Origin of the sequence: Streptomyces sp. NPDC012466, from assembly GCF_042955215.1 — a bacterium.
Classification (GTDB): Bacteria; Actinomycetota; Actinomycetes; order Streptomycetales; family Streptomycetaceae; genus Streptomyces.
The window spans coordinates 711,053-733,406 of the sequence record NZ_JBIBEQ010000003.1 but is presented as its reverse complement, the minus strand read 5'-3'; the positions used below and the strand labels follow the sequence as shown (position 1 = coordinate 733,406).

The window sequence follows — 22,354 nt, the reverse complement described above, 5'->3', positions numbered from 1 at the left end:
ACCGAGCGTACGCCCGTCATCCAGTGGGCGGGACGGAGTGTCCGGAATGCGGGATGGCCGTCTCGGACGACGGCACCCGCGGGCCTCACGGATCGGTCAGATGCCCCTGGACGACCGGGGCCAGCCGCGCGATGACCTGCTCCGGGTCCGCCGAGGCCAGCGGCTCGACCTTGATGACGTACCGCAGGATGGCGGTTCCCACGAGCTGGGCGGCCGCCAGCTCCGCCCGCAGCTCGGCGTCCGGCAGCTCCAGCCGTACGGCGATGCGGCGCAGCACCTGGGTGGCGATGATCCGCCGGAAGACGGCGGCCGCCGTGTCGTTGGTCAGGGCCGACCGGACGACGGCGAGCAGGGGCGTGCGGGTCGCCGGGTTCTCCCAGACGCCGAAGAAGAAGCGGGCCAGGCGCTCCCCCACCCCGTCGAGCGGACCCTCCTCGATGGCCTTGGGGGCCTGCAGGGCGGGTCCGAAGGACTGGGTGATCGCCGCCTCGAAGACCTGCTCCTTGGTGCCGAAGTAGTGGTGCACGAGGGCCGAGTCGACGCCGGCGGACTTGGCGATGCCGCGCACCGACGTCTTCTCGTAGCCGCGCTCGGAGAACTCGTCGCGGGCGGCGGTCAGGATGCGGTCACGGGTGTCCGCCGACTCGGTGCGCGGGGGGCGGCCGCGGCGGCGGGCGGCGGTGCCGGACCCGCCGTCGGCCGCGGGCCGGCCGGTCATCTCCGCGGCACCTTCACGGCCGAGGCCAGGTGCAGGCGGGTGAAGGCCAGTGCCTCCGCGAGGTCGGCCTCGCGCTCCGCGCTCGACATGGCGCGGCGGGTGTTGACCTCGATGACGACGTGCCCGTCGAAGCCGGTCAGGGCGAGCCGCTCCAGCACCTCGGCGCAGGGCTGGGTACCGCGGCCGGGCACCAGGTGCTCGTCCTTGGCGGAGCCCCGGCCGTCGGCGAGGTGGACGTGGCCGAGGCGGTCCCCCATGCGGTCGACCATGTCCAGCGCGTCGGAGCGGGCCGTCGCGGTGTGGCTGAGGTCGATCGTGAAGTGCCGGTAGTCGTCCTTCGTCACGTCCCAGTCGGGGGCGTACGCGAGCATCTCGCGGTCGCGGTAGCGCCAGGGGTACATGTTCTCGACGGCGAACCGTACGTCCGTCTCGTTCGCCATGCGCCAGATGCCGGTGACGAAGTCCCGGGCGTACTGGCGCTGCCAGCGGAACGGGGGGTGGACGACGACCGTGCTCGCGTCGAGCTTCTCGGCGGCCGCGCGGGCCCGCTGGAGCTTGGTCCAGGGATCGGTGGACCAGACGCGCTGCGTGATGAGCAGACAGGGGGCGTGCACGGCCAGGATCGGGATCCGGTGGTAGTCGCTGAGTCTGCGCAGGGCCTCGATGTCCTGGCTGACCGGGTCGGTCCAGACCATGACCTCGACCCCGTCGTAGCCGAGGCGCGCGGCGATCTCGAAGGCCGTGGCCGTCGACTCCGGGTAGACCGAGGCCGTCGACAGGGCGACCTTCGCGTCCGGGATCTTCACGGCTGGCTCTGCCATGCAGGACAGATTACGGGGTGTGGTCGGGGTGAGGTGGGGGGCCTCTTCGCCGTTGTGGTGTTTGCCATAGCCGCTGGGCCCCCTACACGGACTCCATGTGATCCAGGCGACGCAGGATCACGCCCTCCCGCAGCGCCCAGGGGCATATGTCGACGCGCTCCACGCCGAAGAGGTCCAGCGCGGCCTCGGCCACCAGGGCGCCCGCCAGGAGCTGGCCGGCCCTGCCCTCCGACACGCCGGGCAGCTCCGCGCGCTCCCGCTCCGTCATGGCGGCCAGGCGCGGGACCCAGCCCTCCAGGGACTCCCGCTTGAGCTCGCGCTGGACGTAGAGGCCCTCGGCGGAGCGGGCCGCGCCGGCGATGCGGGCCAGCTGCTTGAAGGTCTTGGACGTGGCGACGACGTGGTCGGGGGAGCCGAAGCGGCTGAACTCGCCGACCGTGCGGGCGATCTCGGTGCGGACGTGGCGGCGCAGGGCCCGGACGTCGTCCGGGTCGGGCGGGTCGCCGGGCAGCCAGCCGGCGGTGAGACGGCCGGCGCCCAGCGGCAGCGAGGCGGCCGCGTCGGGCTCCTCGTCCATGCCGTAGGCGATCTCCAGGGAGCCGCCGCCGATGTCCAGGACCAGCAGCTTCCCGGCCGACCAGCCGAACCAGCGGCGGGCGGCGAGGAAGGTGAGGCGGGCCTCCTCCTCGCCGGTGAGGACCTGGAGCTCGACGCCGGTCTCGGTGCGCACGCGCGCGAGGACGTCGTCGGCGTTGCCGGCCTCGCGTACGGCGGAGGTGGCGAAGGGGAGCATCTCCTCGACACCCTTGTCCTCGGCGGCCTGGAGCGCCTCGTGGATGACCGAGACCAGCCGGTCGACGCCGTGCGGGCCGATCGCGCCGTCCTCTTCGAGGAGCTGGGCGAGGCGCAGTTCCGCCTTGTGCGAGTGCGCGGGCAACGGGCACGCGCCGGGATGCGCGTCCACCACGAGCAGATGCACCGTGTTCGATCCCACGTCGAGGACACCGAGTCTCATGTACGGCACGCTACTGCCCACGGGGCCGTCCGCAGTCCTCGGCGGGGGTACAAGGCCCGTACCCTGGACCCGTGCCAAAGACGAAAAAGGCGAAGCGCGACAAATCACCGGGCCTCGTCCCCGACGAGAAGGGACTCGACTTCGCTCGCGCGTGGGTGGAGTTTCCTGATCCGGCGGACGACGAACAGGTCTTCCGCTGCGATCTGACATGGCTGACCTCTCGCTGGAACTGCATCTTCGGCAGCGGCTGCCAGGGCATCCAGGCGGGCCGCGCGGACGACGGGTGCTGCACCCTGGGTGCCCACTTCTCCGACGAGGACGACGAGAAGCGCGTCGCCGGGCATGTGGCCAGGCTCACGCCCGACATCTGGCAGCACCACGCCGAGGGCACGCGGGGCGGCTGGGTCTCCGAGGACGAGGACGGCGAGCGGCAGACGCGGCCCTTCCAGGGCTCGTGCATCTTCCAGAACCGGCCCGGCTTCCCGGGCGGAATGGGCTGCTCGCTGCACATCCTCGCCCTGAAGGAGGGCCGCGAGCCGCTGGAGACCAAGCCGGACGTGTGCTGGCAGCTGCCGGTGCGCCGGACGTACGAGTGGATCGACCGGCCTGACGACACCCGCGTCCTTCAGGTGTCGATCGGCGAGTACGACCGCCGGGGCTGGGGCCCGGGCGGCCACGACCTGCACTGGTGGTGCACTTCGGCGACCTCGGCGCACGGCGCGGGCGATCCCGTCTACGTCTCCTACCGCCCGGAGCTCATCGAGCTGATGGGCAAGGCCGGCTACGACCGGCTGGTCGAACTGTGCGAGGAGCGGCTGGCCTCCCAGCTGCCGTTGCTGGCCCCGCACCCCGCGGATCCGGTCACCTGAGGGTCGGCTACGCCGTGGCCGGGCTCGGGTCGCCGCTGTCCGAGGGCGGAGGCGTCGAGCCCGTCGGATCGGTCGGGCCCGCGTCCGTGGGCGTGGGCGTGGGATCCGGGTCGGGCGACGGGGGCGGGGTGGTCGGCGTCGGGTCGGGGTCCGGGGCGGAGGTCGTGGGCGTCGGGTCGGGCCGGGTCGGGCCCGGGTCGCTCGGACCGGTGGGCCGGGGGTCCGGACCGGGGCCGGAGGGGCTGGGCGCGGTGCCGTAGCCCTCGATGCGGACGACGGCGCCCACCGGTGCGACCGCCACCCGCGCCTGCCAGGGGCCGGCGGGCTCCCGCAGATGGTCGACGTACACCTTGATCGTCACCGACTCGCCGGGTCTGAGCGTTCCCGACGACTGGCTGAGGTAGAGCCACGGGGCTCCCGTGGAGGCGGACCAGCGCACCGGGGCGGGGCCGGTGGCGGTCAGGGTGACGAGGGTCGTGTCGCCGCTGTTGTCCGCCGTGACCTCCAGGGTGGTCTTGCGGCCGGCTCCTGCGACGCCGATGACCTCCACGGAGACGTCGGCCTTGCCGTCCTTGCCGAAGCGGGGACCGGGCCGGGTGCTCGCGTTGCCGGTGTTCTCGTAGCCGCCGCCCGCCATCTCGCCGTCCAGGCCGAAGGGGTCGTCCGCCTCACGCGCGGAGGCCGAACGGCCGTCGTGGCCCTCGCCGACCGGGGTGCCCCGGTAGGCCGCCCACAGGGCGAGCACGGGGGCGGCCACGACGGTGGCGACCACGGTCGTGGTGACGGCACGCGCGCGTAGGCGGTCCCTTCGGGCGGCGTGGTCCTTGGGGTCCATCGGGAAGCCGCGCCGGTCGAAGCGGGGTGTGACGCTCCGCGGATGGTGCGCCATGGCGATGTGCAGGGCCGCCCGGGGCGCCGGCAGGACGGGCAGTTCGGCGGGCGTGACGCTGGTGCCGGGCCAGCGGCCGGGGATGGCGCGCTCGGCCGTGCGGCGGCAGCGCGGGCAGTCGTCGACGTGCCGGACGAGTTCGCGGCGCAGGGCCGTGCCGAGCACGAGCCGGTCGTCGCCGGCGAAGTGCGCCACGCTCGGACACGCCCCGGTCTCGACCACGGCCAGGGCCGCACGCGTGCGTTCCACCTCGCAGGCGGCGGAGGCCAGCAGCTCACGGGCGGCGGCCGGGTCCATGCCGAGGACGGCGGCGACCTCCCGGGCGGCGAGGTGGTGGCGCACGGCCAGTTCGAGCGCCTCCCGCTGCTCCGGGCTGGTGCCGGCGGCCTCCGGCCAGGCGAGCAGGGCCAGTTCGCGACGGCGCCGCTCCTGGACCTCCTCGGAGGGGGCCGGGGCGGCCGGGCGGTCGGGGCGCTGCCGCCCGGTGCGGCCCGCGGCATGGCTGCTCTGACGTTTCTGCTTGGCCTCGGCCAGCTTGCGCAGGCACGCCCAGCGGGCCAGCGCGTACAGCCAGGCCCTGCGGTCCGCGGGTGCCTCCGGGACGTGCCGGCCGCGGCGCTCGGCGAGCGCGAGGACCTCGCCCAGGGCGGCGGTCGCGGCCTCGTGGTCGCACAGCACGGACAGGCAGTAGGTGAACAGGCCGTCCAGGTAGGGCTCGTAGCGTGCCGGCGGACGCTGCGCCAGTGTGCGCGCAGCCCCGCGGTCACGCGCTTCCCGGTGCGCCCGGTGCGCGCCGGCCGTGCGGGTCGAGATCTCCGGAGTACTGCTCGTCATTCGGCGACCGTAGGGGGCCGGGAGTGGCACCTTCAGGCGGCTTGAGCACATTTAATCCGTACGGGTGAAACGATCCCTCAATCGGGGACAGGAACCAGGCGTTCCGCGGCTGGCGCAGGGTGGCGGACCCCTGGCGCGCAGCAGGCCGCCGTCGGCCGGTCCCCGTGATGTCAGTGCCGGCGGCTACGGTTTCGTCCATGGCTGCCCGTACGAAGACCACCAAGGACCGACCGTCCTACCGCTGCACCGAATGCGGCTGGCAGACGGCGAAGTGGCTCGGCCGCTGCCCCGAGTGCCAGGCCTGGGGGACGGTCGAGGAGTACGGCGCGCCCGCGGTGCGTACGACGGCACCGGGCCGGGTCACCACCTCCGCCCTGCCCATCGGCCAGGTGGACGGCCGTCAGGCCACCGCCCGCCCCACCGGCGTGCCGGAGCTGGACCGCGTGCTCGGCGGCGGACTGGTCCCCGGCGCGGTGGTGCTGGTCGCGGGCGAACCGGGCGTCGGCAAGTCGACGCTGCTGCTCGACGTGGCGGCCAAATCCGCGAGCGACGAGCACCGCACGCTGTACGTCACGGGTGAGGAGTCGGCGAGCCAGGTCCGGCTGCGCGCCGACCGCATCGGCGCCATCGACGACCACCTGTACCTGGCGGCCGAGACGGATCTGGCGGCGGTGCTGGGCCACTTGGACGCGGTGAAGCCGTCGCTGCTGATCATGGACTCGGTGCAGACGGTGGCCTCCCCCGAGATCGACGGCGCGCCCGGCGGCATGGCCCAGGTGCGGGAGGTCGCGGGCGCCCTCATCCGGGCCTCCAAGGAACGCGGCATGTCCACCCTGCTGGTGGGCCACGTCACCAAGGACGGCGCGATCGCGGGCCCGCGCCTGCTGGAACACCTCGTGGACGTCGTCCTGTCCTTCGAGGGTGACCGGCACGCCCGCCTGCGGCTCGTGCGCGGCGTCAAGAACCGCTACGGCACCACCGACGAGGTCGGCTGCTTCGAACTGCACGACGAGGGCATCACGGGCCTCGCCGACCCGAGCGGTCTCTTCCTGACCCGCCGGGCCGAACCCGTCCCGGGCACCTGCCTGACCGTCACCCTGGAGGGCCGCCGCCCCCTGGTCGCCGAGGTCCAGGCGCTCACGGTGGACTCGCAGATCCCCTCCCCGCGCCGCACCACCTCGGGTCTGGAGACCTCCCGCGTCTCGATGATGCTCGCGGTGCTGGAACAGCGCGGGCGGATCAGCGCCTTGGGCAAAAGGGACATCTACTCCGCGACGGTCGGCGGTGTGAAGCTCTCGGAGCCCGCCGCGGACCTGGCCGTCGCGCTCGCCCTGGCGAGCGCCGCGAGTGACACACCTCTCCCGAAGAATCTCGTCGCGATCGGCGAAGTGGGCCTCGCGGGCGAGGTGAGACGGGTCACCGGAGTGCAGCGCAGGCTGGCCGAAGCCCACCGTCTGGGCTTCACGCACGCGCTGGTCCCGGGCGACCCGGGCAAGGTCCCGGCGGGCATGAAGGTCCTGGAAGTCGCGGACATAGGGGACGCCCTGCGGGTCCTTCCCCGGTCCCGTCGCAGAGAGGCCCCACAGGACGAGGAGGGTCGCCGGTAGACTTTGCCCTGGTCTCGCCCGTCCGTGCGAACCCAGCGCGCGACACGGGGGCGCCCAGAACCTGCGACCGGAGGAGTGCAGTGGCAGCCAACGACCGGGCATCTGCTCCCGGAAAATCCGGCGGGAGCGCCGGTACCGATGGCCTGATGCGCGCCTCCCTGAGCGCCGTGGCACCCGGAACCCCCCTGCGGGACGGCCTGGAGCGGGTGCTGCGCGGCAACACCGGCGGGCTCATCGTGCTCGGCTCCGACAAGACGGTCGAGGCGCTGTGCAGCGGCGGTTTCGTGCTGGACGTCGAGTTCACCGCGACCCGTCTGCGCGAGCTGTGCAAGCTGGACGGCGGCATCGTGCTGTCCTCGGACCTGTCGAAGATCCTGCGCGCGGGCGTGCAGCTGGTCCCGGACCCGACGATCCCGACGGAGGAGACCGGCACCCGGCACCGCACCGCGGACCGCGTCAGCAAGCAGGTCGGCTTCCCGGTCGTCTCGGTCTCCCAGTCGATGCGGCTGATCGCCCTGTACGTCGACGGCCAGCGCCGCGTCCTGGAGGACTCGGCGGCGATCCTGTCCCGCGCCAACCAGGCGCTCGCCACCCTGGAGCGCTACAAGCTGCGCCTCGACGAGGTCGCGGGCACCCTGTCGGCGCTGGAGATCGAGGACCTGGTGACCGTCCGGGACGTCTCGGCGGTCGCCCAGCGCCTGGAGATGGTGCGCCGCATCGCCACGGAGATCGCCGAGTACGTGGTGGAGCTGGGCACGGACGGCCGGCTGCTGGCCCTCCAGCTCGACGAGCTCATCGCGGGCGTGGAGCCGGAGCGCGAGCTGGTCGTGCGGGACTACGTCCCCGAACCCACGGCCAAACGCTCCCGCACGGTCGACGAGGCCCTCGCCGAACTCGACGCCCTCACCCACGCCGAGCTGCTCGAAATGTCCACGGTGGCCCGGGCGTTGGGCTACACCGGCGCGCCCGAGACGCTGGACTCGGCGGTGTCCCCGCGCGGTTTCCGCCTCCTCGCCAAGGTGCCCCGGCTCCCCGGCGCGATCATCGACCGCCTCGTCGAGCACTTCGGCGGGCTGCAGAAGCTGCTCGCCGCGAGCGTCGACGATCTGCAGACGGTGGACGGCGTGGGCGAGGCCCGGGCGCGCAGCGTCCGCGAGGGGCTGTCGCGGCTGGCGGAGTCGTCGATCCTGGAGCGGTACGTCTGACGGACGGCGGACCCGGCTGGAACGGCTGAGGGCGGTACCCGGCAAGGGGTACCGCCCTCCGGCTTCTCCGGCCCTAGTCGGCGGAGAGCACGAACGACGTCTGCACCTTCGTGAAGCCCGGGGCCTTGGCCTCCACCAGGTACGTGCCCGCCTTGGCCGAACCCGCCGGAGGCGTGGCGCACTCGGGGGCGCTCGGCTTGCGGTCCCACTTCACGGTGTAGGTGATGCCGCTGCCGGCGGCGACCCGGTACAGCTGGGGCGCGGCGGCCTTGGGGCAGTCCTTGGAGGACCAGTAGTCGTCGTCGCTGCTCGCCGGGGCGATCGTGAACACCGCGTTCTTCGGCCCGAGGTCGATCTTGCAGTCGCTGCCGGAGATGTTGCGCGCGGTCAGCAGGAAGGTGGGCGTCTGCTCGGGGTCGTAGGTGTTGTGCCGGCTGCGCAGGCTGAACTTGACCGCGCTCGCGGTGCAGTTGGGCAGGGTGGAACCGGCCGGCAGCGTGTCGCCCCCGGCGACGCCGCCCGCGGTGGTGCCGCTTCCCGAGCCGCCGGAGCCGCCGGAGCCCTCGGACCCGGCCGAGCCGGAACCGTCGCCGGAGCCGGAACCGTCTCCCGACCCGTTGCCCGAGCCGTCACCCGAGCCGTCGCCGGACCCGGACGAGGAGCCGCCGGAACCGCCGCCGCTCGACTCCTCACGTCCGCCGGGGGCTTGGCTGATGGCCGGTCCCGAACTCGACGGGCCGGGCGTGATGGAAGGCGCGGGATTCTTGCCGTTGGCGCCGTTGTCGCCATCCTTGCCGCCCCCGCCGCCCATGGTCACGATCCAGGTGGTCAGCAGCGCCAACAGGGCGACCACAGACACCAGTACGACCCTCCGACGCCAGTAGATGGAGGAGGGAAGCGGCCCGACCGGATTGCGCAGAGATCCCACGGCGCAAACCTTACGAGAGATCGGCGCGTTCGCCTGTCCCACCCGCCGCTCGGGGCCACAACTTTTCCGGATCATCATTCCGGAAATCGCGTCCCCACCCCTGCCTTTCGTCAGGTGCGGGAGGAGATGATCACAGAATGCGACGGTACCGCCCCGTCGCCTACCGTCCGTGACCATGACCTTCGAAGGCATCGCACGGGACATGGGCGGCGGTCGAACTGCTCGCCGGGCGCCGGCACGGCGCCATTGCCCTCGCACGAGACGCCCGTGCGCCGGCGAGCCGGGCCGCACGGCGCACCGCCGGCCCGAGATGCCCGCGCGCCCCCGGCCGGCACCTTCGCCGGATCGTCCGCCCGGCATCGCAGCAGACTGAAGTAAGGGGCTTCGCCCGGCAGTTCAGTACGGGCGTAGCGTGAACGGCCCCCGGCCCGACGGTCGTTGGGGAAGCTCGAATGAGGCCGAAGCAGCGTCCACCCACGATCAGCCGCTCGAACAGAAACCTCCCGATCGTCGGGTAACCGCCTCGGTGGGGTGGCGGAGTGCCCGATTCGGCACCTCTGCGTGGCACCATCGAAGGGCCATGACTGCTCCCACGAAGCCCCCGCACCCCGCCGCCACCTCCTCCGCCGCCGCCTCCGCCTCCGCCCCCTCCGGCCCGCCCCTCGGAGAGAACCTGCACTCCCCCGTCATCGACTGGTTCGGCGACAACGCCCGTGACCTGCCGTGGCGGCGCCCCGAGGCCGGGGCGTGGGGAGTGATGGTCAGCGAGTTCATGCTGCAGCAGACGCCGGTGAGCCGCGTCCTGCCCGTCTACGAGCAGTGGCTGGCGCGCTGGCCGCGCCCCGCCGACCTGGCCAAGGAGGCGCCCGGCGAGGCCGTCCGCGCCTGGGGCCGGCTCGGCTACCCGCGCCGCGCGCTGCGGCTGCACGGCGCCGCCGTCGCCATAACGGAACGGCACGGCGGTGACGTACCGGCCGACCACGCGCAGTTGCTGGCGCTGCCCGGCATCGGCGAGTACACGGCCGCCGCCGTGGCCTCCTTCGCCTACGGGCAGCGGCACCCGGTGCTGGACACCAACGTGCGCCGGGTCTTCGCCCGCGCGGTCACCGGCGTGCAGTACCCGCCGAACGCCACCACCGCCGCCGAGCGCAAGCTGGCCCGCGCGCTGCTGCCCGAGGACGAGCCGACCGCCGCGCGCTGGGCCGCCGCCTCCATGGAGCTGGGCGCGCTGGTGTGCACGGCGAAGAGCGAGTCGTGCCACCGCTGCCCGATCGCCGCGCAGTGCGCGTGGCGGCTGGCGGGCAAGCCGGAGCACGACGGTCCGCCGCGCCGCGGGCAGACCTACGCGGGCACCGACCGGCAGGTGCGCGGGCGGTTGCTCGCCGTGCTGCGGGAAGCGCACGGGGCCGTTCCGCAGGCGGCCCTGGACCGGGTGTGGCACGAGCCGGTGCAGCGGGCCCGCGCGCTGGACGGTCTCGTCGCCGACGGTCTGGTGGAGCCGCTGGCGGACGGCTCGTACCGGCTGCCTCTGACCTGACGCACAGGCACATCACAGTCGCGGGTCGCCGACCGTCACAGAACTCAGGGTGGGCAAATCACCCTGAACCGGCCCCAACACCCCCACCTCTTTACCCCGTTCCGACTTCCGTTACACAACCGACGGACAGCCGAGCGCTAGCCGCAGGCTGCTTCGGACAGCGCCGTGACAACGCCTCCGTACCTTCAATTGCGTTCCCGGAAGACACGGGACGACGGAAGACCACAGGCAGTGCACGGGCGGCGGGGAGCCGGCCCGAACGGGGAAACGGGAGGCGGTTCACCATGGCGCAGGGCGAGGTGCTCGAGTTCGAGGAGTACGTCCGCACCCGGCAGGACGCGCTGTTGCGCAGTGCCCGCCGCCTGGTCCCGGACCCGACGGATGCGCAGGACCTGCTGCAGACGGCGCTGGTACGGACGTACGGCCGCTGGGAGACCATCGAGGACAAGCGGCTGGCCGACGCCTACCTGCGCCGGGTGATGATCAACACCCGCACGGAGTGGTGGCGGGCGCGGAAGCTGGAGGAGGTCCCGACCGAGCAGCTCCCGGACGCCTCGGTCGACGACGCGACCGAGCAGCACGCGGACCGCGCCCTGCTGATGGACATCCTGAAGGTGCTCGCCCCGAAGCAGCGCAGTGTCGTGGTGCTGCGACACTGGGAGCAGATGTCCACGGAGGAGACGGCCGCCGCCCTCGGCATGTCGGCCGGAACGGTCAAGAGCACGCTGCACCGGGCGCTCGCCCGGCTCCGCGAGGAGCTGGAGTCCCGCGATCTGGACGCACGCGCGCTGGAGCGTGAGGAGCGGGAGCGGTGCGCGGCCTGACCGGCGAGGGTTCTGCGCGGACCCGGGGCGGGATCCAGGCGGTGGGCGCGGCACTGGCCGTGCCCACCGCCCTCGCCCTTTTGGTGTCCGGGTGCGGTGCCGGCGGGACCGGTGCCCGTGACGAGGGCCCGGCGCACGCCGACTCGGTGGCGGGTGCCGCCGCCACAGCGTCCGCGGCTCCGTCGAAGACGCCCGACACCGTGAACGCGGTCAAGCTCGTCAAGGACGACCCGAAGGTCGCGCCCGAGGTGAAACGCGAGCTGAAGCCGTGCGTCGCCGACGAGTACCCGGTCGACGTCTCCTACGGCAACCTGACCGGCGGCTCCGCGGACGATGTCGTCGTCAATGTGCTGACCTGCGGTGACGCGGTGGGTGTGGGCAGTTACGTGTATCGCGAGCAGGACGGCTCGTACGAGAATGTGTTCAAGGCGGAGGAGCCGCCCGTCTACGCGGAGATCGACCGCGGCGACCTGGTGGTGACCAAGCAGGTGTACGAGAAGGGCGACCCGGTGTCGAGCCCCTCCGGGGAGAACGTGATCACGTACAGATGGACCGCCGGCCACTTCGCGGAGAAGTACCGCACGCACAACGACTACGGGAAGGTCGTCGGCGACAGCCCGACGCCGGCGCCCGCGAGCTGACGTGGGCAAAAAGCCGCGTGAACCGATCGGGCCGCTCGGACCGGTCCTCCGGTGAACGCATCGCACGAACCGTGCGTCCCAGCAGAGAGAACGCACCCCCACGGACCACGAAGGACTGAGAGCACCGGGATGGCAGACCAGACCCACGTCCTGTTCGTCGAGGACGACGACGTCATCCGCGAGGCCACGCAGCTCGCCCTGGAACGGGACGGCTTCGTGGTCACCGCCATGCCCGACGGGCTGTCGGGTCTGGAGGCGTTCCGGGCGGACCGCCCCGACATCGCGTTGCTGGACGTCATGGTGCCCGGCCTCGACGGGGTCAGCCTGTGCCGCCGCATCCGGGACGAGTCGACCGTGCCGGTGATCATGCTGTCGGCGCGGGCCGACTCCATCGACGTCGTGCTGGGCCTGGAGGCGGGCGCCGACGACTACGTGACCAAGCCGTTCGACGGGGCCGTGCTGGTCGCCCGGATCCGCGCGGTGCTGCGCCGCTTCGGCCACGCGGGCGGCGGCCGGGGCGAGGAGGCGCCCGCCCCGGCGAGCGGCGGGATGCTGGCCTTCGGGGACCTGGAGGTCGACACCGAGGGCATGGAGGTCCGCCGCGCCGGACAGCCGGTGGCGCTGACACCGACCGAGATGCGGCTGCTGCTGGAGTTCTCCTCCGCGCCGGGCACGGTGCTCTCCCGCGACAAGCTGCTGGAGCGGGTGTGGGACTACGGCTGGGGCGGGGACACCCGCGTCGTCGACGTGCATGTGCAGCGGCTGCGGCAGAAGATCGGCCAGGACCGGATCGAGACGGTCCGTGGCTTCGGCTACAAGTTGAAGGCCTGAGCAGGGGTATGAGGGGGCACTTCCGGCGCCTGGTCGCCACGGGCTTGGAGCGCGCGGGCATCCGCACCGGCCTCAGATGGAAGCTGAGCGCGGCCATCGCGCTGGTCGGGGCGCTAGTGGCGATCGCACTGAGCCTGGTCGTGCACAACGCCGCCCGGGTCTCGATGCTGGACAACGCGCGCGACCTGGCCGACGAGCGCATCATGATCGCCCAGCGCAACTTCGAGCTGTCGGGGCGGATGAACTTCCCCAACACCAAGATCAACGACCCGGACCTGCCGCAGGCGCTGCGGGACCGGGTCGAGGCCGGCCAGCGGGCGACCTACGTGGCCGACCGGCCGGGTGACGTGCCCGACATATGGGCCGCCGTGCCGCTGAAGAACGGGCAGGTGATGTCCCTGCACTCGGGCTTCACCGACCGCAGCTCGGACATCCTCCAGGACCTGGACCAGGCCCTGCTGATCGGCTCCATCGCCGTGGTCCTCGGCGGGAGCGCCCTCGGGGTGCTCATCGGCGGACACCTCTCGCGGCGGCTGCGCAAGGCGGCCGTCGCGGCCAACCAGCTGGCGGGCGGCGAGACGGACGTGCGCGTGCGGGACGCCATGGGCGGAGTCGTGCGCGACGAGACGGACGACCTGGCGAGCGCGGTGGACGCGATGGCCGACGCGCTGCGGCAGCGCATCGAGGCCGAGCGGCGGGTCACCGCCGACATCGCGCACGAGCTGCGCACCCCGGTGACCGGGCTGCTGACCGCCGCCGAGCTGCTGCCGCCCGGACGCCCCACCGAGCTGGTGCTGGACCGGGCGAAGGCCATGCGCACGCTGGTCGAGGACGTGCTGGAGGTGGCCCGCCTCGACGGGGCCTCCGAGCGGGCGGAGCTGCAGGACATCATGCTCGGCGAGTTCGTCGCCCGGCGGGTGGCGGCCAAGGATCCGGCCATCGAGGTGCGGATCGTGCACGAGTCGGAGGTCACCACCGACCCGCGCCGCCTGGAGCGCGTGCTGTTCAATCTGCTGGCCAACGCGGCCCGGCACGGCAAGCCGCCCATCGAGGTCAGTGTCGAGGGCCGGGTCATCCGCGTGCGCGACCACGGCCCGGGCTTTCCCGAGGACCTGCTCGCCGAAGGGCCGAGCCGCTTCCGCACCGGCAGCAAGGACCGCGCCGGGCACGGCCACGGACTCGGCCTGACCATCGCGGCCGGGCAGGCCCGGGTGCTGGGCGCCCGGCTGACGTTCCGCAACGTCCGCACCCCGGGGACACCGGAACATCTGCCGGCCGAGGGCGCGGTCGCCGTGCTGTGGCTGCCGGAGCACGCGCCGACGAACACCGGGAGCTACCCGATGCTGCCGGGGTCGTAGGCCGCCGGTCGTTTCAGCAGGTCCAGTCCTGGTCCATGTCGAGGCCGCCCTCGCGGGGCTGGGTGAAGGAGAACCAGTTGCCGGAGTCGTCCCGGAACAGCGCCTCCGTGCCGTAGGGGCGCTCCTGCGGCTCCTGGAGGAACTCCACGCCCCGGTCCTTGAGCTTCTTGTAGTCGCCCTGGATGTCGTCGGTGGTCAGCACGCCGGCGCCGAGCGCGCCCTTCGTCACCAGCTTGCGGAGCATCTCGGCGGACTCGGGGTCCATCGCGGGCCCGCCGGGCACCATCAGCGTCAGCTCGACCTCGGGCTGGTTCGGCGAGCCGACCGTGAGCCAGCGCATGCCGCCCTCGCCCATGGTCATGTCCGTACGGACCTCCAGGCCCAGTTTCTCCGTGTAGAACTGCTTGGCCCGGTCCTGGTCGAGGACCCAGACGGTCGAGATGGCGAGACCCTTGATCATGGCGTGCTCCTGCTCTGGCTCTGCGGCCGGTTGTGCCTGCCCTGCCACGGTAGGCAGCGGGCGTGTCAGCCCGCTTCTCCGGAATTGCGCTGCCTGCCGGCGCCGGGCGCGGGGCGGAAGCCGCCGGCCCAGAGCATGGCGTAGCAGCCGGGTATGAGGGCGGCTCCCCGGCCCACGTGCTTGGTCCGGTACTCGCTGGGCGTCAGACCGGTCCAGGTCTTGAAGCGCGCCGAGAACGTGCCGACGCTGCTGTAGCCGACCAGGTGGCAGATCTCCGTCACCGACAGGTTCGCCGTGCGCAGCAGGTCCTCGGCCCGCTCCATGCGGCGGTGCGTCAGGTACTGGCCGGGGGTCTCGCCGTACGCCTCCTTGAAGGCGCGGATGAAGTGATAGCGCGAGTACCCGGCGTGCGCGGCCACGGTGTCCAGGTCGAGCCCGGGGTCGGCCCAGTCCCGGTCCATGGCGTCCTTGGCGAGCCGGACCTGGCGCGTCTTGTCCATGCGACCGATGGTGGCACGCGGGTCTGACAACGGCCCCGGCTCGCGGCCGGGCATGACGAAGGCCCCCGGGCGGACACTCCCCGGGGGCCTCGTGCGGTGCCGGTCAGACGGCCTCGACCATGGGCGGCTGTGCCGCCGGGGCGTCCGGCGCGCCGTCCTCCTTCGGTCCCGCTCCCTTGAGCGGCACCTCCTTGACGAACACGGCCGCCGCGAGTGCGACCACCGCCACCACGGCCCCGAGCAGGAACGCCGTGTGCGTACCGGCGGACACCGCGTGCTGGTACGCCTCCCGGACCAGAACCGGGAGCTTCTGCAGGCTCTTCGCGTCGAGCTGCGCCGACTGCTCGGTCACCTTTGACCCCAGCGCACCGGCCCGCTCGGTCATGACGTCCTGGACGCGGTGGTTGAACAGCGCGCCCATGATCGCGACCCCGAAGGAGGAGCCGAGCGTACGGAACAGGGTGGTCGACGAGGACGCGACGCCCATGTCCTTCATCTCCACGCTGTTCTGCGCGACCAGCATGGTGATCTGCATCAGGCAGCCCATGCCGAGCCCGACCACGGCCATGAAGACACCGGAGGTCAGCCGGGAGGTCCCGGTGTCCATGGTGGACAGCAGGTAGAGACCGACGATCATCAGCGCGCTGCCGGCGATCGGGAAGACCTTGTACCTGCCCGTGTTCGTCGTCACCCGCCCGGCGACCATCGAGGTCACGAGCATCGCACCGAGCATCGGCAGGAGCAGCAGCCCGGAGTTCGTCGCGGAGGCCCCCTGCACGGACTGCTGGTACAGCGGCAGGAAGAGCGTCGCGCCGAACATCACGAAGCCGGTGATGAAGCCGATGACCGACATCAGCGTGAAGTTCAGGCTGCGGAAGATGTGCAGCGGAACCACCGGCTCGGCCGCCCTGGTCTGCCAGAACACGAACCCGACGAGCGCGGCGACCCCGATGCCGATCAGTTCCATGATCCGCGCGGAGCTCCAGGCGTACTCCGTCCCTCCCCACGTCGTGACCAGCACGATCGCGGTGATGCCGACGGTCAGCAGCCCGGCGCCCAGGTAGTCGATCCGCGCCTGGGAGCGCTTCTTCGGCAGGTGCAGGACGGCACTGACGGCGACCAGCGCGACCGCGCCGAGGGGGAGATTGATGTAGAAGGCCCAGCGCCAGCCCCAGTGGTCGGTGATGGTGCCGCCGACCAGCGGACCGCCGATCATCGCCAGCGCCATGACGCCCGCCATCATGCCCTGGTACTTGCCGCGCTCACGGGGCGGGATCAGGTCACCGATGATCGCCATGACGCCGACCATCAGACCGCCGGCACCGAGGCCCTGCACGGCGCGGAAGCCGATCAGCTCGTCCATGTTCTGGGCCATGCCGCTCAGCGCCGAGCCGATCAGGAACAGGACGATGGACGACAGGAACGTGCCCTTGCGGCCGTACATGTCGCCGAGCTTGCCCCACAGCGGAGTGGAGGCCGCGGTGGCGAGCGTATAGGCGGTGACGACCCACGAGAGACGTTCGAGCCCGCCCAGCTCGCCGACGATCGTCGGCATCGCCGTACCGATGATCATGTTGTCGAGCATCGCGAGCATCATCGCGATCATCAGCGCGAGCAGGACCACCCGCACGCTCTTCGGCTGTTTCCCCCCGGCGTCGGCCGCCGGTGTGTCCGTCGTGTCCGTCATCGCTTCCCACTCCCCCAGCTACCGCTACTTACTTGCCGACCGGCTAGTGACTACACTCGGAAGCTAGCCGCGGAACTAGCCGGGCGTCAAGTAAGTTTTATGGAAAGCGGGCGGCGTAGGAGGATGGGCGGCACCATGGACGGCACCAGGCAGCGGCGCCGCGGGGACACCCGTCGGCGCATCCAGGACGTAGCCCTCGAACTCTTCGCGGAGCAGGGCTACGAGAAGACGTCCCTGCGAGAGATCGCCGAGCACCTGGACGTCACCAAGGCGGCGCTCTACTACCACTTCAAGACGAAGGAAGAGATCCTCGTCAGCATCTTCGAGGACCTCACGCAGCCGATCGAGGACCTGATCGAGTGGGGCCGGCGGCAGCCGCACACCCTCGCGACCAAGCAGGAGATCATCCGCCGCTACGCCGACACGCTCGCCCAGGCGGCCCCGCTGTTCCGCTTCATGCACGAGAACCAGGCGACGGTCCGGGACCTGCGGATCGGCGACTCCTTCAAGGAGCGCATCCGCAGCCTGCGCGACATCATCATCGACCCGGACGCGGACATGGCCGACCAGGTCCGCTGCGTCAGCGCGCTCTTCACACTGCACGCCGGGATGTTCCTGATGCAGGACATGGAAGGCGACCCCGAGGAGAAGAACAAAGCCGTCCTCGAGGTCGCCACGGACCTGGTGACCCAGGCCCACCGGGGAGCCGGGGGCTCCTAGGACCCGGGTCGGGTCAGACCTTCACGCCCTTGGCGCGCAGGAACTTCACCGGGTCGACCGCCGAGCCGTAGTTCGGGGTCGTACGGATCTCGAAGTGCAGGTGGGGACCGCTGGAGTTGCCGGTGTTGCCGGACTTGGCGATCTCCTGGCCGGTCTTGACGATCTGGCCGATCCGCACGGTGACCTTCGACAGGTGGGCGTACTGGGAGTACGTGCCGTTGCCGTGCTTGATCACGACGGCGTTGCCGTAGGCGGGGCCGTCACCGGCGCCGTTGCCACCGGCCTTGACCACGGTGCCGCCGTGGGCGGCGACGACCTGGGTGCCGCTCGGCACGGCGAAGTCCTGACCGCTGTGGGTGGACTGCCACATGCCGCCGTTCTGGGCGAAGCTCGCGGACAGCGTGTACTTCTTCACCGGGTCGACCCAGGAGGGCTTGGCCTTCTTGGCGGCGGCCTTCTTCTCGGCCGCCTTCTTCGCGGCAGCGACCTTGGCGGCCTTCTCCGCCTTCACGGCCTCGGCCTTGGCGGCCTTGGCCTGGGCGGCGGCCTGCGCCTGGACGGCGGTGGCGGCACCGGACGCGGCCGTGGTGTCGGCGGCGGACGCGACCCCGGCTCCCAGTGCGACCGAGACACCAAGGCCGGCGGCCAGCACGGTCGCACGGGTGCGGAGCTGGGACGTACGGGAAGAACGGGACGTGACGCGCTGGGACATCGAAACCTCGTGTGGAAGGGGACGGAGAAAACCACCCGGCGCACTGACGCCCGCCGCATGGCCATCCCTTGGTAACCCGAAGTCCGACAAACGCCCAAAAGCGTGATCTACGACGCTAATTAGTAATGTGGTTCAGTGTTCTACGTCTCTTGACACAGCAGTCATTCGGGACCAATCAGGGCATCAGCCCCCATTTCCGCCCCCGCTCGGGGGCAGGAATCCCTTTCGTCCCGGTCCGTTATCCACTATTCCGGCTAGTACCGGACATATCGCCTGTGCGGCATGTCACCGGGCGCCCTCTTCGGCCCTTACGGAAATGTGGCGCACGCCTCTAGGCACCTACCGTCCGGTAACCCTACGGTTCCCCTCGCGCCACCCTCGAGCACAAGCATGCACACGACATGTTGGCAGCGTCACGGACGTGAGAGGAACCCCCACGACATGCAGATCCGACGCCCCTGGTTGCGCCGTGCATCAGTGACCGCCGCCTCGGCGGCAGCCCTCGTGGCGATGGCCGCCCCGGCCGACGCCACAACCGCCCCCCAGGCCTCCACGGCCCCCGCCACGGCCGCGGCCGCCGACGTCGACTACGGCACCTGGCAGAAGGACTGCCAGGCCGTGATGGACCAGGCGCTGCCCTATCTGAAGCAGCGGATCGCGGCCACCAAGCCCGGCGAGAAGCAGGCGATCGTCCTCGACATCGACAACACGGCGCTGGAGACCGACTTCGGCTTCAGCTACCCCCAGCCGGCCAACAAGCCGGTCCTGGAGGCCGCCAGATACGCGCAGGAGCGCGGGGTCGCCCTGTTCTTCGTGACCGCCCGCCCGGACATCGTCGCCTCGTTCACCCAGTACAACCTGAAGCAGACCGGCTACCAGGTCTCGGGGCTCTACGTCCGCAACTTCATCGACCTCTTCAAGAACGTCGCCGACTACAAGACGGCCCAGCGCGTCGACATCGAGCGCAAGGGCTACACGATCATCGCGAACATCGGCAACAGCGGCACCGACCTGTCCGGCGGCCATGCCGAGAAGACGTACAAGCTGCCGGACTACGACGGGCAGCTTTCCTGACCGGCCTGGTCAACTGCGGGTAGTCTCACCCCCGTTCACGCGATCACGGGGGTGAGGCGGTTGGATCCGACGGTACTCGGCGGCAGGCTGGCATCCGCACTGGTCGCCCCGCTGCTGAAGAAGCTCTTCCGCCCGGACGGACCGGGAGCGGGCCTGGTCGACAAGCCCGTACGCCTGTCCGCTCTCGTGTCCTTCCGGGGCGAGCAACGCACCCTGGACGAACGGGACGTCCGGAAACTCGCCGCGCAGGTCGTGACACGGGCGGTGGACTCCCCCGGCGAGCCGCCCTTCCCCGCCGACGAGCGGATCGCCGTCACCGACACGCTGGCCCGCAGACTGCTCGCCCTCGGCGACCTCGACATGGACGACGTCCACGCGGTCCGCCTGGGCCACCGCGAACTGGCCAAGAAACTGCACTACGCGGCCCCCGCGCCCGACGGCCTGTCCGCGGACTCCTGCCATTTCCTCGACCACGCGACCGAGTGGGCGTGCCTGAACATCCTGGAGTTCTTCACCCGCCGCTCCACCTTCGTCGCCCGCTCCCTCGTCGAGCAGACCCGGGCCCAGGCGGAACTGATCGCCAAGGTCGACGAGCTGATCACCCGCACCCCCCGCCCGGACGCCCGCGACGCCGCATTCGAACGCCGCTACCTGCCGTTCGTCGCCGAGCGCCACAACCACATCACGATCTACGGCATCGACCTGCGGGACTCCCCGGACCGCTGGCCCCTCGAAGTGGCCTATCTGAGCCTGGAGGCGGCCGGCGCCGAGCGGAGCGCGCTGCCCGAGGCACCGCCGGGCGAGCACGCGGCCGCCTCCGGCGCCCCCGTGCGGCTCCCCGCGGAGGAGGCCCTCGCCAGCCACGACCGGGTCATGCTGCGCGGCGACGCCGGTTCCGGCAAGACCACCCTCGTGCAGTGGCTGGCGGTGACCGCCGCCGGGGACCTGGCCCGCATCCCGTTCGTCCTCCCCCTGCGCACCCTGATCCGCGCGGGCGCCCTCCCCGCACCGTCCGCCTTCCTGACAGCGGTGGGCTGCCCGCTCACCCCGCCCGCGGGCTGGGCCGAGCGCGTCCTGACCGCCGGGCGCGGGCTCGTGCTCGTCGACGGCCTGGACGAGATCCCCGCCGCCGACCGGCACCGCACCCGCGACTGGCTGCTGGCCCTGATCCACGCCTTCCCGGGCAACCACTGGCTGCTGACCTCACGCCCCACCGCCGTACGCCCCGACTGGCTGGCCGCCGAGGGCTTCCGGGAACTGACCCTCGCCCCGATGCGCCGCGCCGACGTGACGACGTTCGTGCACCGCTGGCACGCGGCCGCGCGGGCGCCCGAGTACGAGACGCAGCTCCTGGACGCCCTGCGCACCAAACGCGACCTGGCCCGCCTCGCCACCAACCCCTTGATGTGCGGGCTGATCTGCGCCCTGCACCGGGAGCGGCGGGGTTACCTCCCCACCGGCCGCAAGGAGCTGTACGACGCCGCCCTCGGGATGCTCCTCGCGCGACGCGACCGGGAGCGGGGCATGGGCGCGGTGGACGGGGTCGAGCTGGGCGAGGAGGCCCAGCTGGAGCTGCTGCAGCGTCTCGCCTACGCGCTGGTGCTGAGCGGCCGTACCGAGATGGACCTGGAGACGGCCGAGGGCATCGTCGAGCGCTGTCTGCCGGCGATCGCGCGGGTGCCGGACCAGCGGGGCGCCGCGGACGTGCTGCACGCCCTCATGCTCCGCAGCGGTCTGCTCCGCCAGCCGGCCGAGGGCGTCGTCCACTTCGTCCACCGCACCTTCCAGGACTATCTGGGTGCCCGGTACGCCGTCGAGGAGGGCCACCTGGACGTCCTCGCCGGCCACGCGGACGACAGCCTGTGGGAAGACGTGATCCGCATGGCGGTCGCGCACGCCCGCCCCCGGGAGCGAGCGACCCTGCTTCGCCGGCTGCTGGCCGAGGGCACCCCGCGGCTGACCCTCCTCGCCCTGGCCGGCCTGGAGCATGCCGCGGCCTTGGACCCCGGGGTGCGGGCGGAGGTGGAGGAACGGGCCGGGGCACTCATTCCACCGCGTACGACGGAGGAGGCGAAGGCCCTGGCGGAGGCGGGCCCCCTGGTGCTGGAGTTGCTGCCCGGACCGGAGGGACTGACCGCCGAGGAGGCCTACGGCGTCGTCGTCACCGCCTCGCTCCTCGGAGCCGAGGAGGACGAGGGCGCGCTCGCGGTGCTGCGCCGTTTCCGCGACCATCCGGACCTCGACGTACGCCGCCAGCTGGTCGGCACGTGGAGCCGGTTCGACGCGCAGGAGTACGCGTTCGAGGTGCTCGACCACCTGGAGCGGGGCGGCCTCTCCCTGGTCTGCGAGTCGGCCGAGCAGCGGGCGACGCTGCCCATGATGCGCCCCTGGCAGAGGCTGAGGTTCGACGGTCCGCTCACCGCGGCCGAACTCCTCGACTGCGTCCCGGAGCCCGCCGAGGTCCGCCTGCTGCACCTGTGGGACAACCCGAGCCTCGGGCACCTGCGGGAACTGCGGGCGTTCCGCTCGCTGACCGGTCTGTGGCTCAGCCGCTGCCCCGGCACCGAAGGCCTGTCGAACCTGGCGGAACTGCCGCTGACGGACCTCGTGGTCTTCGACCGCCGAGCGGACCTCACCGGGCTGAGGACGCTACGCCTGCTCAACCAGCTCTCGATCGACCGCAGCCTTCCGGGAGACCGCCTCACCGACAGCCTCCCCACCGACGCACCCCTGCGGCATCTCTTCCTGGGGATGGATTCCATCCACTCGACCGGGCTGCGCGGCCTGAACCAGTGGCCCACGCTTCGGTCGCTCGCCGTGGGCGTATCCAGCGGGAGGCGCCTGAGGGCCGAGGACTGGCGCGAGGTGGCCGCCCTCCCGGCGCTCACCAGTCTCCGTCTCTACGGGCGATCGGAGCACTACGGCTTCGACGTCATGCCTGAACTGCCGAGCATCGAGGAACTCGAGTTCCCTGGGGACTGCGGCGTGGAGGCTCTCCGCGTCCTCGCATCCCAGCTGCCCCGCCTGCGTACGCTGACCGTCTCCGAGGCACTTGCCGGTACGACGTCTGCCGACTCGTGGGCCGAGATCTTCCCCACCGCCGAGATCATCCGCATCTGACCCC

20 protein-coding genes are annotated in these 22,354 nt (G+C 71.9%); 11 read left to right on the top strand and 9 right to left on the bottom strand.

Annotation, left to right across the window (positions count from 1 at the left end; translation table 11 throughout):
* Positions 1-85: 85 nt before the first annotated feature.
* From ACFY9E_RS15800 to ACFY9E_RS15790, 3 genes are all read right to left on the bottom strand, one after another.
* Positions 86-718, bottom strand: a complete 633-nt coding sequence (locus ACFY9E_RS15800) for a TetR family transcriptional regulator (RefSeq protein WP_390983618.1) — start codon at positions 716-718, stop codon at positions 86-88.
* Positions 715-1,539, bottom strand: a complete 825-nt coding sequence (locus ACFY9E_RS15795; RefSeq protein WP_184848550.1) for a sugar phosphate isomerase/epimerase — start codon at positions 1,537-1,539, stop codon at positions 715-717. Before ACFY9E_RS15795 ends, ACFY9E_RS15800 begins: the two co-directional genes overlap by 4 nt.
* Before the next feature lie 82 nt (positions 1,540-1,621).
* Positions 1,622-2,554, bottom strand: coding sequence for a Ppx/GppA family phosphatase (locus ACFY9E_RS15790; RefSeq protein WP_390983615.1), 933 nt, complete (start codon positions 2,552-2,554; stop codon positions 1,622-1,624).
* A gap of 71 nt (positions 2,555-2,625) precedes the next feature.
* Here ACFY9E_RS15790 and ACFY9E_RS15785 point away from each other — a divergent pair, with 71 nt between their 5' ends.
* On the top strand, positions 2,626-3,423 hold the full coding sequence (locus ACFY9E_RS15785; RefSeq protein ID WP_390983612.1) for a hypothetical protein: 798 nt from the start codon (positions 2,626-2,628) through the stop codon (positions 3,421-3,423).
* A gap of 7 nt (positions 3,424-3,430) precedes the next feature.
* On the opposite strand, the gene ACFY9E_RS15780 is transcribed toward ACFY9E_RS15785, so the two are convergent.
* On the bottom strand, positions 3,431-5,146 hold the full coding sequence (locus ACFY9E_RS15780; RefSeq protein WP_390983609.1) for a hypothetical protein: 1,716 nt from the start codon (positions 5,144-5,146) through the stop codon (positions 3,431-3,433).
* A 197-nt stretch (positions 5,147-5,343) separates the two neighbouring features.
* Here ACFY9E_RS15780 and radA point away from each other — a divergent pair, with 197 nt between their 5' ends.
* Positions 5,344-6,753 (top strand): DNA repair protein RadA, encoded by a 1,410-nt coding sequence (gene radA, locus ACFY9E_RS15775; RefSeq protein ID WP_062928383.1) that lies wholly within the window; start codon positions 5,344-5,346, stop codon positions 6,751-6,753.
* An 80-nt stretch (positions 6,754-6,833) separates the two neighbouring features.
* Complete coding sequence (gene disA, locus ACFY9E_RS15770) at positions 6,834-7,958, top strand: DNA integrity scanning diadenylate cyclase DisA (RefSeq protein ID WP_142161069.1); 1,125 nt, start codon at positions 6,834-6,836, stop codon at positions 7,956-7,958.
* A gap of 73 nt (positions 7,959-8,031) precedes the next feature.
* Here disA and ACFY9E_RS15765 read toward each other — a convergent pair whose 3' ends face one another.
* Positions 8,032-8,886 carry a hypothetical protein gene (locus ACFY9E_RS15765; protein WP_390983605.1) on the bottom strand — a complete coding sequence of 285 codons (855 nt, stop codon included), beginning with the start codon at positions 8,884-8,886 and terminating at the stop codon, positions 8,032-8,034.
* Positions 8,887-9,466: 580 nt separating this feature from the next.
* On the opposite strand from ACFY9E_RS15765, the gene ACFY9E_RS15760 reads away from it, so the two are divergent.
* From ACFY9E_RS15760 to cseC, 5 genes are all read left to right on the top strand, one after another.
* Positions 9,467-10,423, top strand: coding sequence for an A/G-specific adenine glycosylase (locus tag ACFY9E_RS15760; RefSeq protein WP_390983602.1), 957 nt, complete (start codon positions 9,467-9,469; stop codon positions 10,421-10,423).
* Positions 10,424-10,707: 284 nt separating this feature from the next.
* Positions 10,708-11,247, top strand: a complete 540-nt coding sequence (locus ACFY9E_RS15755; RefSeq protein ID WP_030251439.1) for a SigE family RNA polymerase sigma factor — start codon at positions 10,708-10,710, stop codon at positions 11,245-11,247.
* On the top strand, positions 11,235-11,888 hold the full coding sequence (locus tag ACFY9E_RS15750; RefSeq protein WP_390983600.1) for a hypothetical protein: 654 nt from the start codon (positions 11,235-11,237) through the stop codon (positions 11,886-11,888). The genes ACFY9E_RS15755 and ACFY9E_RS15750 overlap by 13 nt, the downstream gene beginning before the upstream one ends.
* Positions 11,889-12,017: 129 nt before the next feature.
* A complete protein-coding gene (cseB, locus tag ACFY9E_RS15745) occupies positions 12,018-12,719 on the top strand; it encodes a two-component system response regulator CseB (RefSeq protein ID WP_390983598.1) in 702 nt (233 codons plus the stop codon).
* Between the two features lie 8 nt (positions 12,720-12,727).
* Positions 12,728-14,077, top strand: coding sequence for a two-component system sensor histidine kinase CseC (cseC, locus tag ACFY9E_RS15740; RefSeq protein ID WP_390983595.1), 1,350 nt, complete (start codon positions 12,728-12,730; stop codon positions 14,075-14,077).
* Positions 14,078-14,090: 13 nt separating this feature from the next.
* Here the strand turns inward: cseC and ACFY9E_RS15735 are convergent, their stop codons facing one another.
* From ACFY9E_RS15735 to ACFY9E_RS15725, 3 genes are all read right to left on the bottom strand, one after another.
* Positions 14,091-14,537, bottom strand: coding sequence for a VOC family protein (locus ACFY9E_RS15735; protein WP_390983593.1), 447 nt, complete (start codon positions 14,535-14,537; stop codon positions 14,091-14,093).
* Positions 14,538-14,602: 65 nt separating this feature from the next.
* The gene (locus ACFY9E_RS15730) at positions 14,603-15,037 is read right to left on the bottom strand and encodes a helix-turn-helix domain-containing protein (RefSeq protein ID WP_390983590.1); all 435 of its coding nucleotides are present in this window, start codon (positions 15,035-15,037) and stop codon (positions 14,603-14,605) included.
* Between the two features lie 103 nt (positions 15,038-15,140).
* Positions 15,141-16,724 (bottom strand): DHA2 family efflux MFS transporter permease subunit, encoded by a 1,584-nt coding sequence (locus ACFY9E_RS15725; protein ID WP_390983588.1) that lies wholly within the window; start codon positions 16,722-16,724, stop codon positions 15,141-15,143.
* Positions 16,725-16,847: 123 nt separating this feature from the next.
* On the opposite strand from ACFY9E_RS15725, the gene ACFY9E_RS15720 reads away from it, so the two are divergent.
* Positions 16,848-17,444, top strand: coding sequence for a TetR family transcriptional regulator (locus ACFY9E_RS15720; RefSeq protein WP_390983585.1), 597 nt, complete (start codon positions 16,848-16,850; stop codon positions 17,442-17,444).
* Between the two features lie 13 nt (positions 17,445-17,457).
* On the opposite strand, the gene ACFY9E_RS15715 is transcribed toward ACFY9E_RS15720, so the two are convergent.
* Positions 17,458-18,156: a peptidoglycan DD-metalloendopeptidase family protein gene (locus tag ACFY9E_RS15715; protein ID WP_390983583.1), complete on the bottom strand. Its 699-nt coding sequence runs from the start codon at positions 18,154-18,156 to the stop codon at positions 17,458-17,460.
* 441 nt (positions 18,157-18,597) lie between these two features.
* Here ACFY9E_RS15715 and ACFY9E_RS15710 point away from each other — a divergent pair, with 441 nt between their 5' ends.
* Together ACFY9E_RS15710 and ACFY9E_RS15705 are read left to right on the top strand one after the other, a co-directional pair.
* A complete protein-coding gene (locus ACFY9E_RS15710; protein ID WP_390983580.1) occupies positions 18,598-19,230 on the top strand; it encodes an HAD family acid phosphatase in 633 nt (210 codons plus the stop codon).
* A gap of 60 nt (positions 19,231-19,290) precedes the next feature.
* The gene (locus ACFY9E_RS15705; RefSeq protein ID WP_390983577.1) at positions 19,291-22,350 is read left to right on the top strand and encodes an NACHT domain-containing protein; all 3,060 of its coding nucleotides are present in this window, start codon (positions 19,291-19,293) and stop codon (positions 22,348-22,350) included.
* The last annotated feature ends 4 nt before the right edge of the window (positions 22,351-22,354 follow it).

Coding starts and splice junctions, on each gene's coding strand:
- ACFY9E_RS15720 (WP_390983585.1), top strand. CDS start 16,848: ATGGGCGGCACCATGGACGGCACCAGGCAGCGGCGCCGCGGGGACACC.
- ACFY9E_RS15725 (WP_390983588.1), bottom strand. CDS start 16,724: ATGACGGACACGACGGACACACCGGCGGCCGACGCCGGGGGGAAACAG.
- ACFY9E_RS15760 (WP_390983602.1), top strand. CDS start 9,467: ATGACTGCTCCCACGAAGCCCCCGCACCCCGCCGCCACCTCCTCCGCC.
- ACFY9E_RS15715 (WP_390983583.1), bottom strand. CDS start 18,156: ATGTCCCAGCGCGTCACGTCCCGTTCTTCCCGTACGTCCCAGCTCCGC.
- ACFY9E_RS15735 (WP_390983593.1), bottom strand. CDS start 14,537: ATGATCAAGGGTCTCGCCATCTCGACCGTCTGGGTCCTCGACCAGGAC.
- ACFY9E_RS15755 (WP_030251439.1), top strand. CDS start 10,708: ATGGCGCAGGGCGAGGTGCTCGAGTTCGAGGAGTACGTCCGCACCCGG.
- ACFY9E_RS15710 (WP_390983580.1), top strand. CDS start 18,598: ATGCAGATCCGACGCCCCTGGTTGCGCCGTGCATCAGTGACCGCCGCC.
- ACFY9E_RS15790 (WP_390983615.1), bottom strand. CDS start 2,554: ATGAGACTCGGTGTCCTCGACGTGGGATCGAACACGGTGCATCTGCTC.
- ACFY9E_RS15795 (WP_184848550.1), bottom strand. CDS start 1,539: ATGGCAGAGCCAGCCGTGAAGATCCCGGACGCGAAGGTCGCCCTGTCG.
- ACFY9E_RS15800 (WP_390983618.1), bottom strand. CDS start 718: ATGACCGGCCGGCCCGCGGCCGACGGCGGGTCCGGCACCGCCGCCCGC.
- ACFY9E_RS15780 (WP_390983609.1), bottom strand. CDS start 5,146: ATGACGAGCAGTACTCCGGAGATCTCGACCCGCACGGCCGGCGCGCAC.
- cseB (WP_390983598.1), top strand. CDS start 12,018: ATGGCAGACCAGACCCACGTCCTGTTCGTCGAGGACGACGACGTCATC.
- cseC (WP_390983595.1), top strand. CDS start 12,728: ATGAGGGGGCACTTCCGGCGCCTGGTCGCCACGGGCTTGGAGCGCGCG.
- ACFY9E_RS15730 (WP_390983590.1), bottom strand. CDS start 15,037: ATGGACAAGACGCGCCAGGTCCGGCTCGCCAAGGACGCCATGGACCGG.
- radA (WP_062928383.1), top strand. CDS start 5,344: ATGGCTGCCCGTACGAAGACCACCAAGGACCGACCGTCCTACCGCTGC.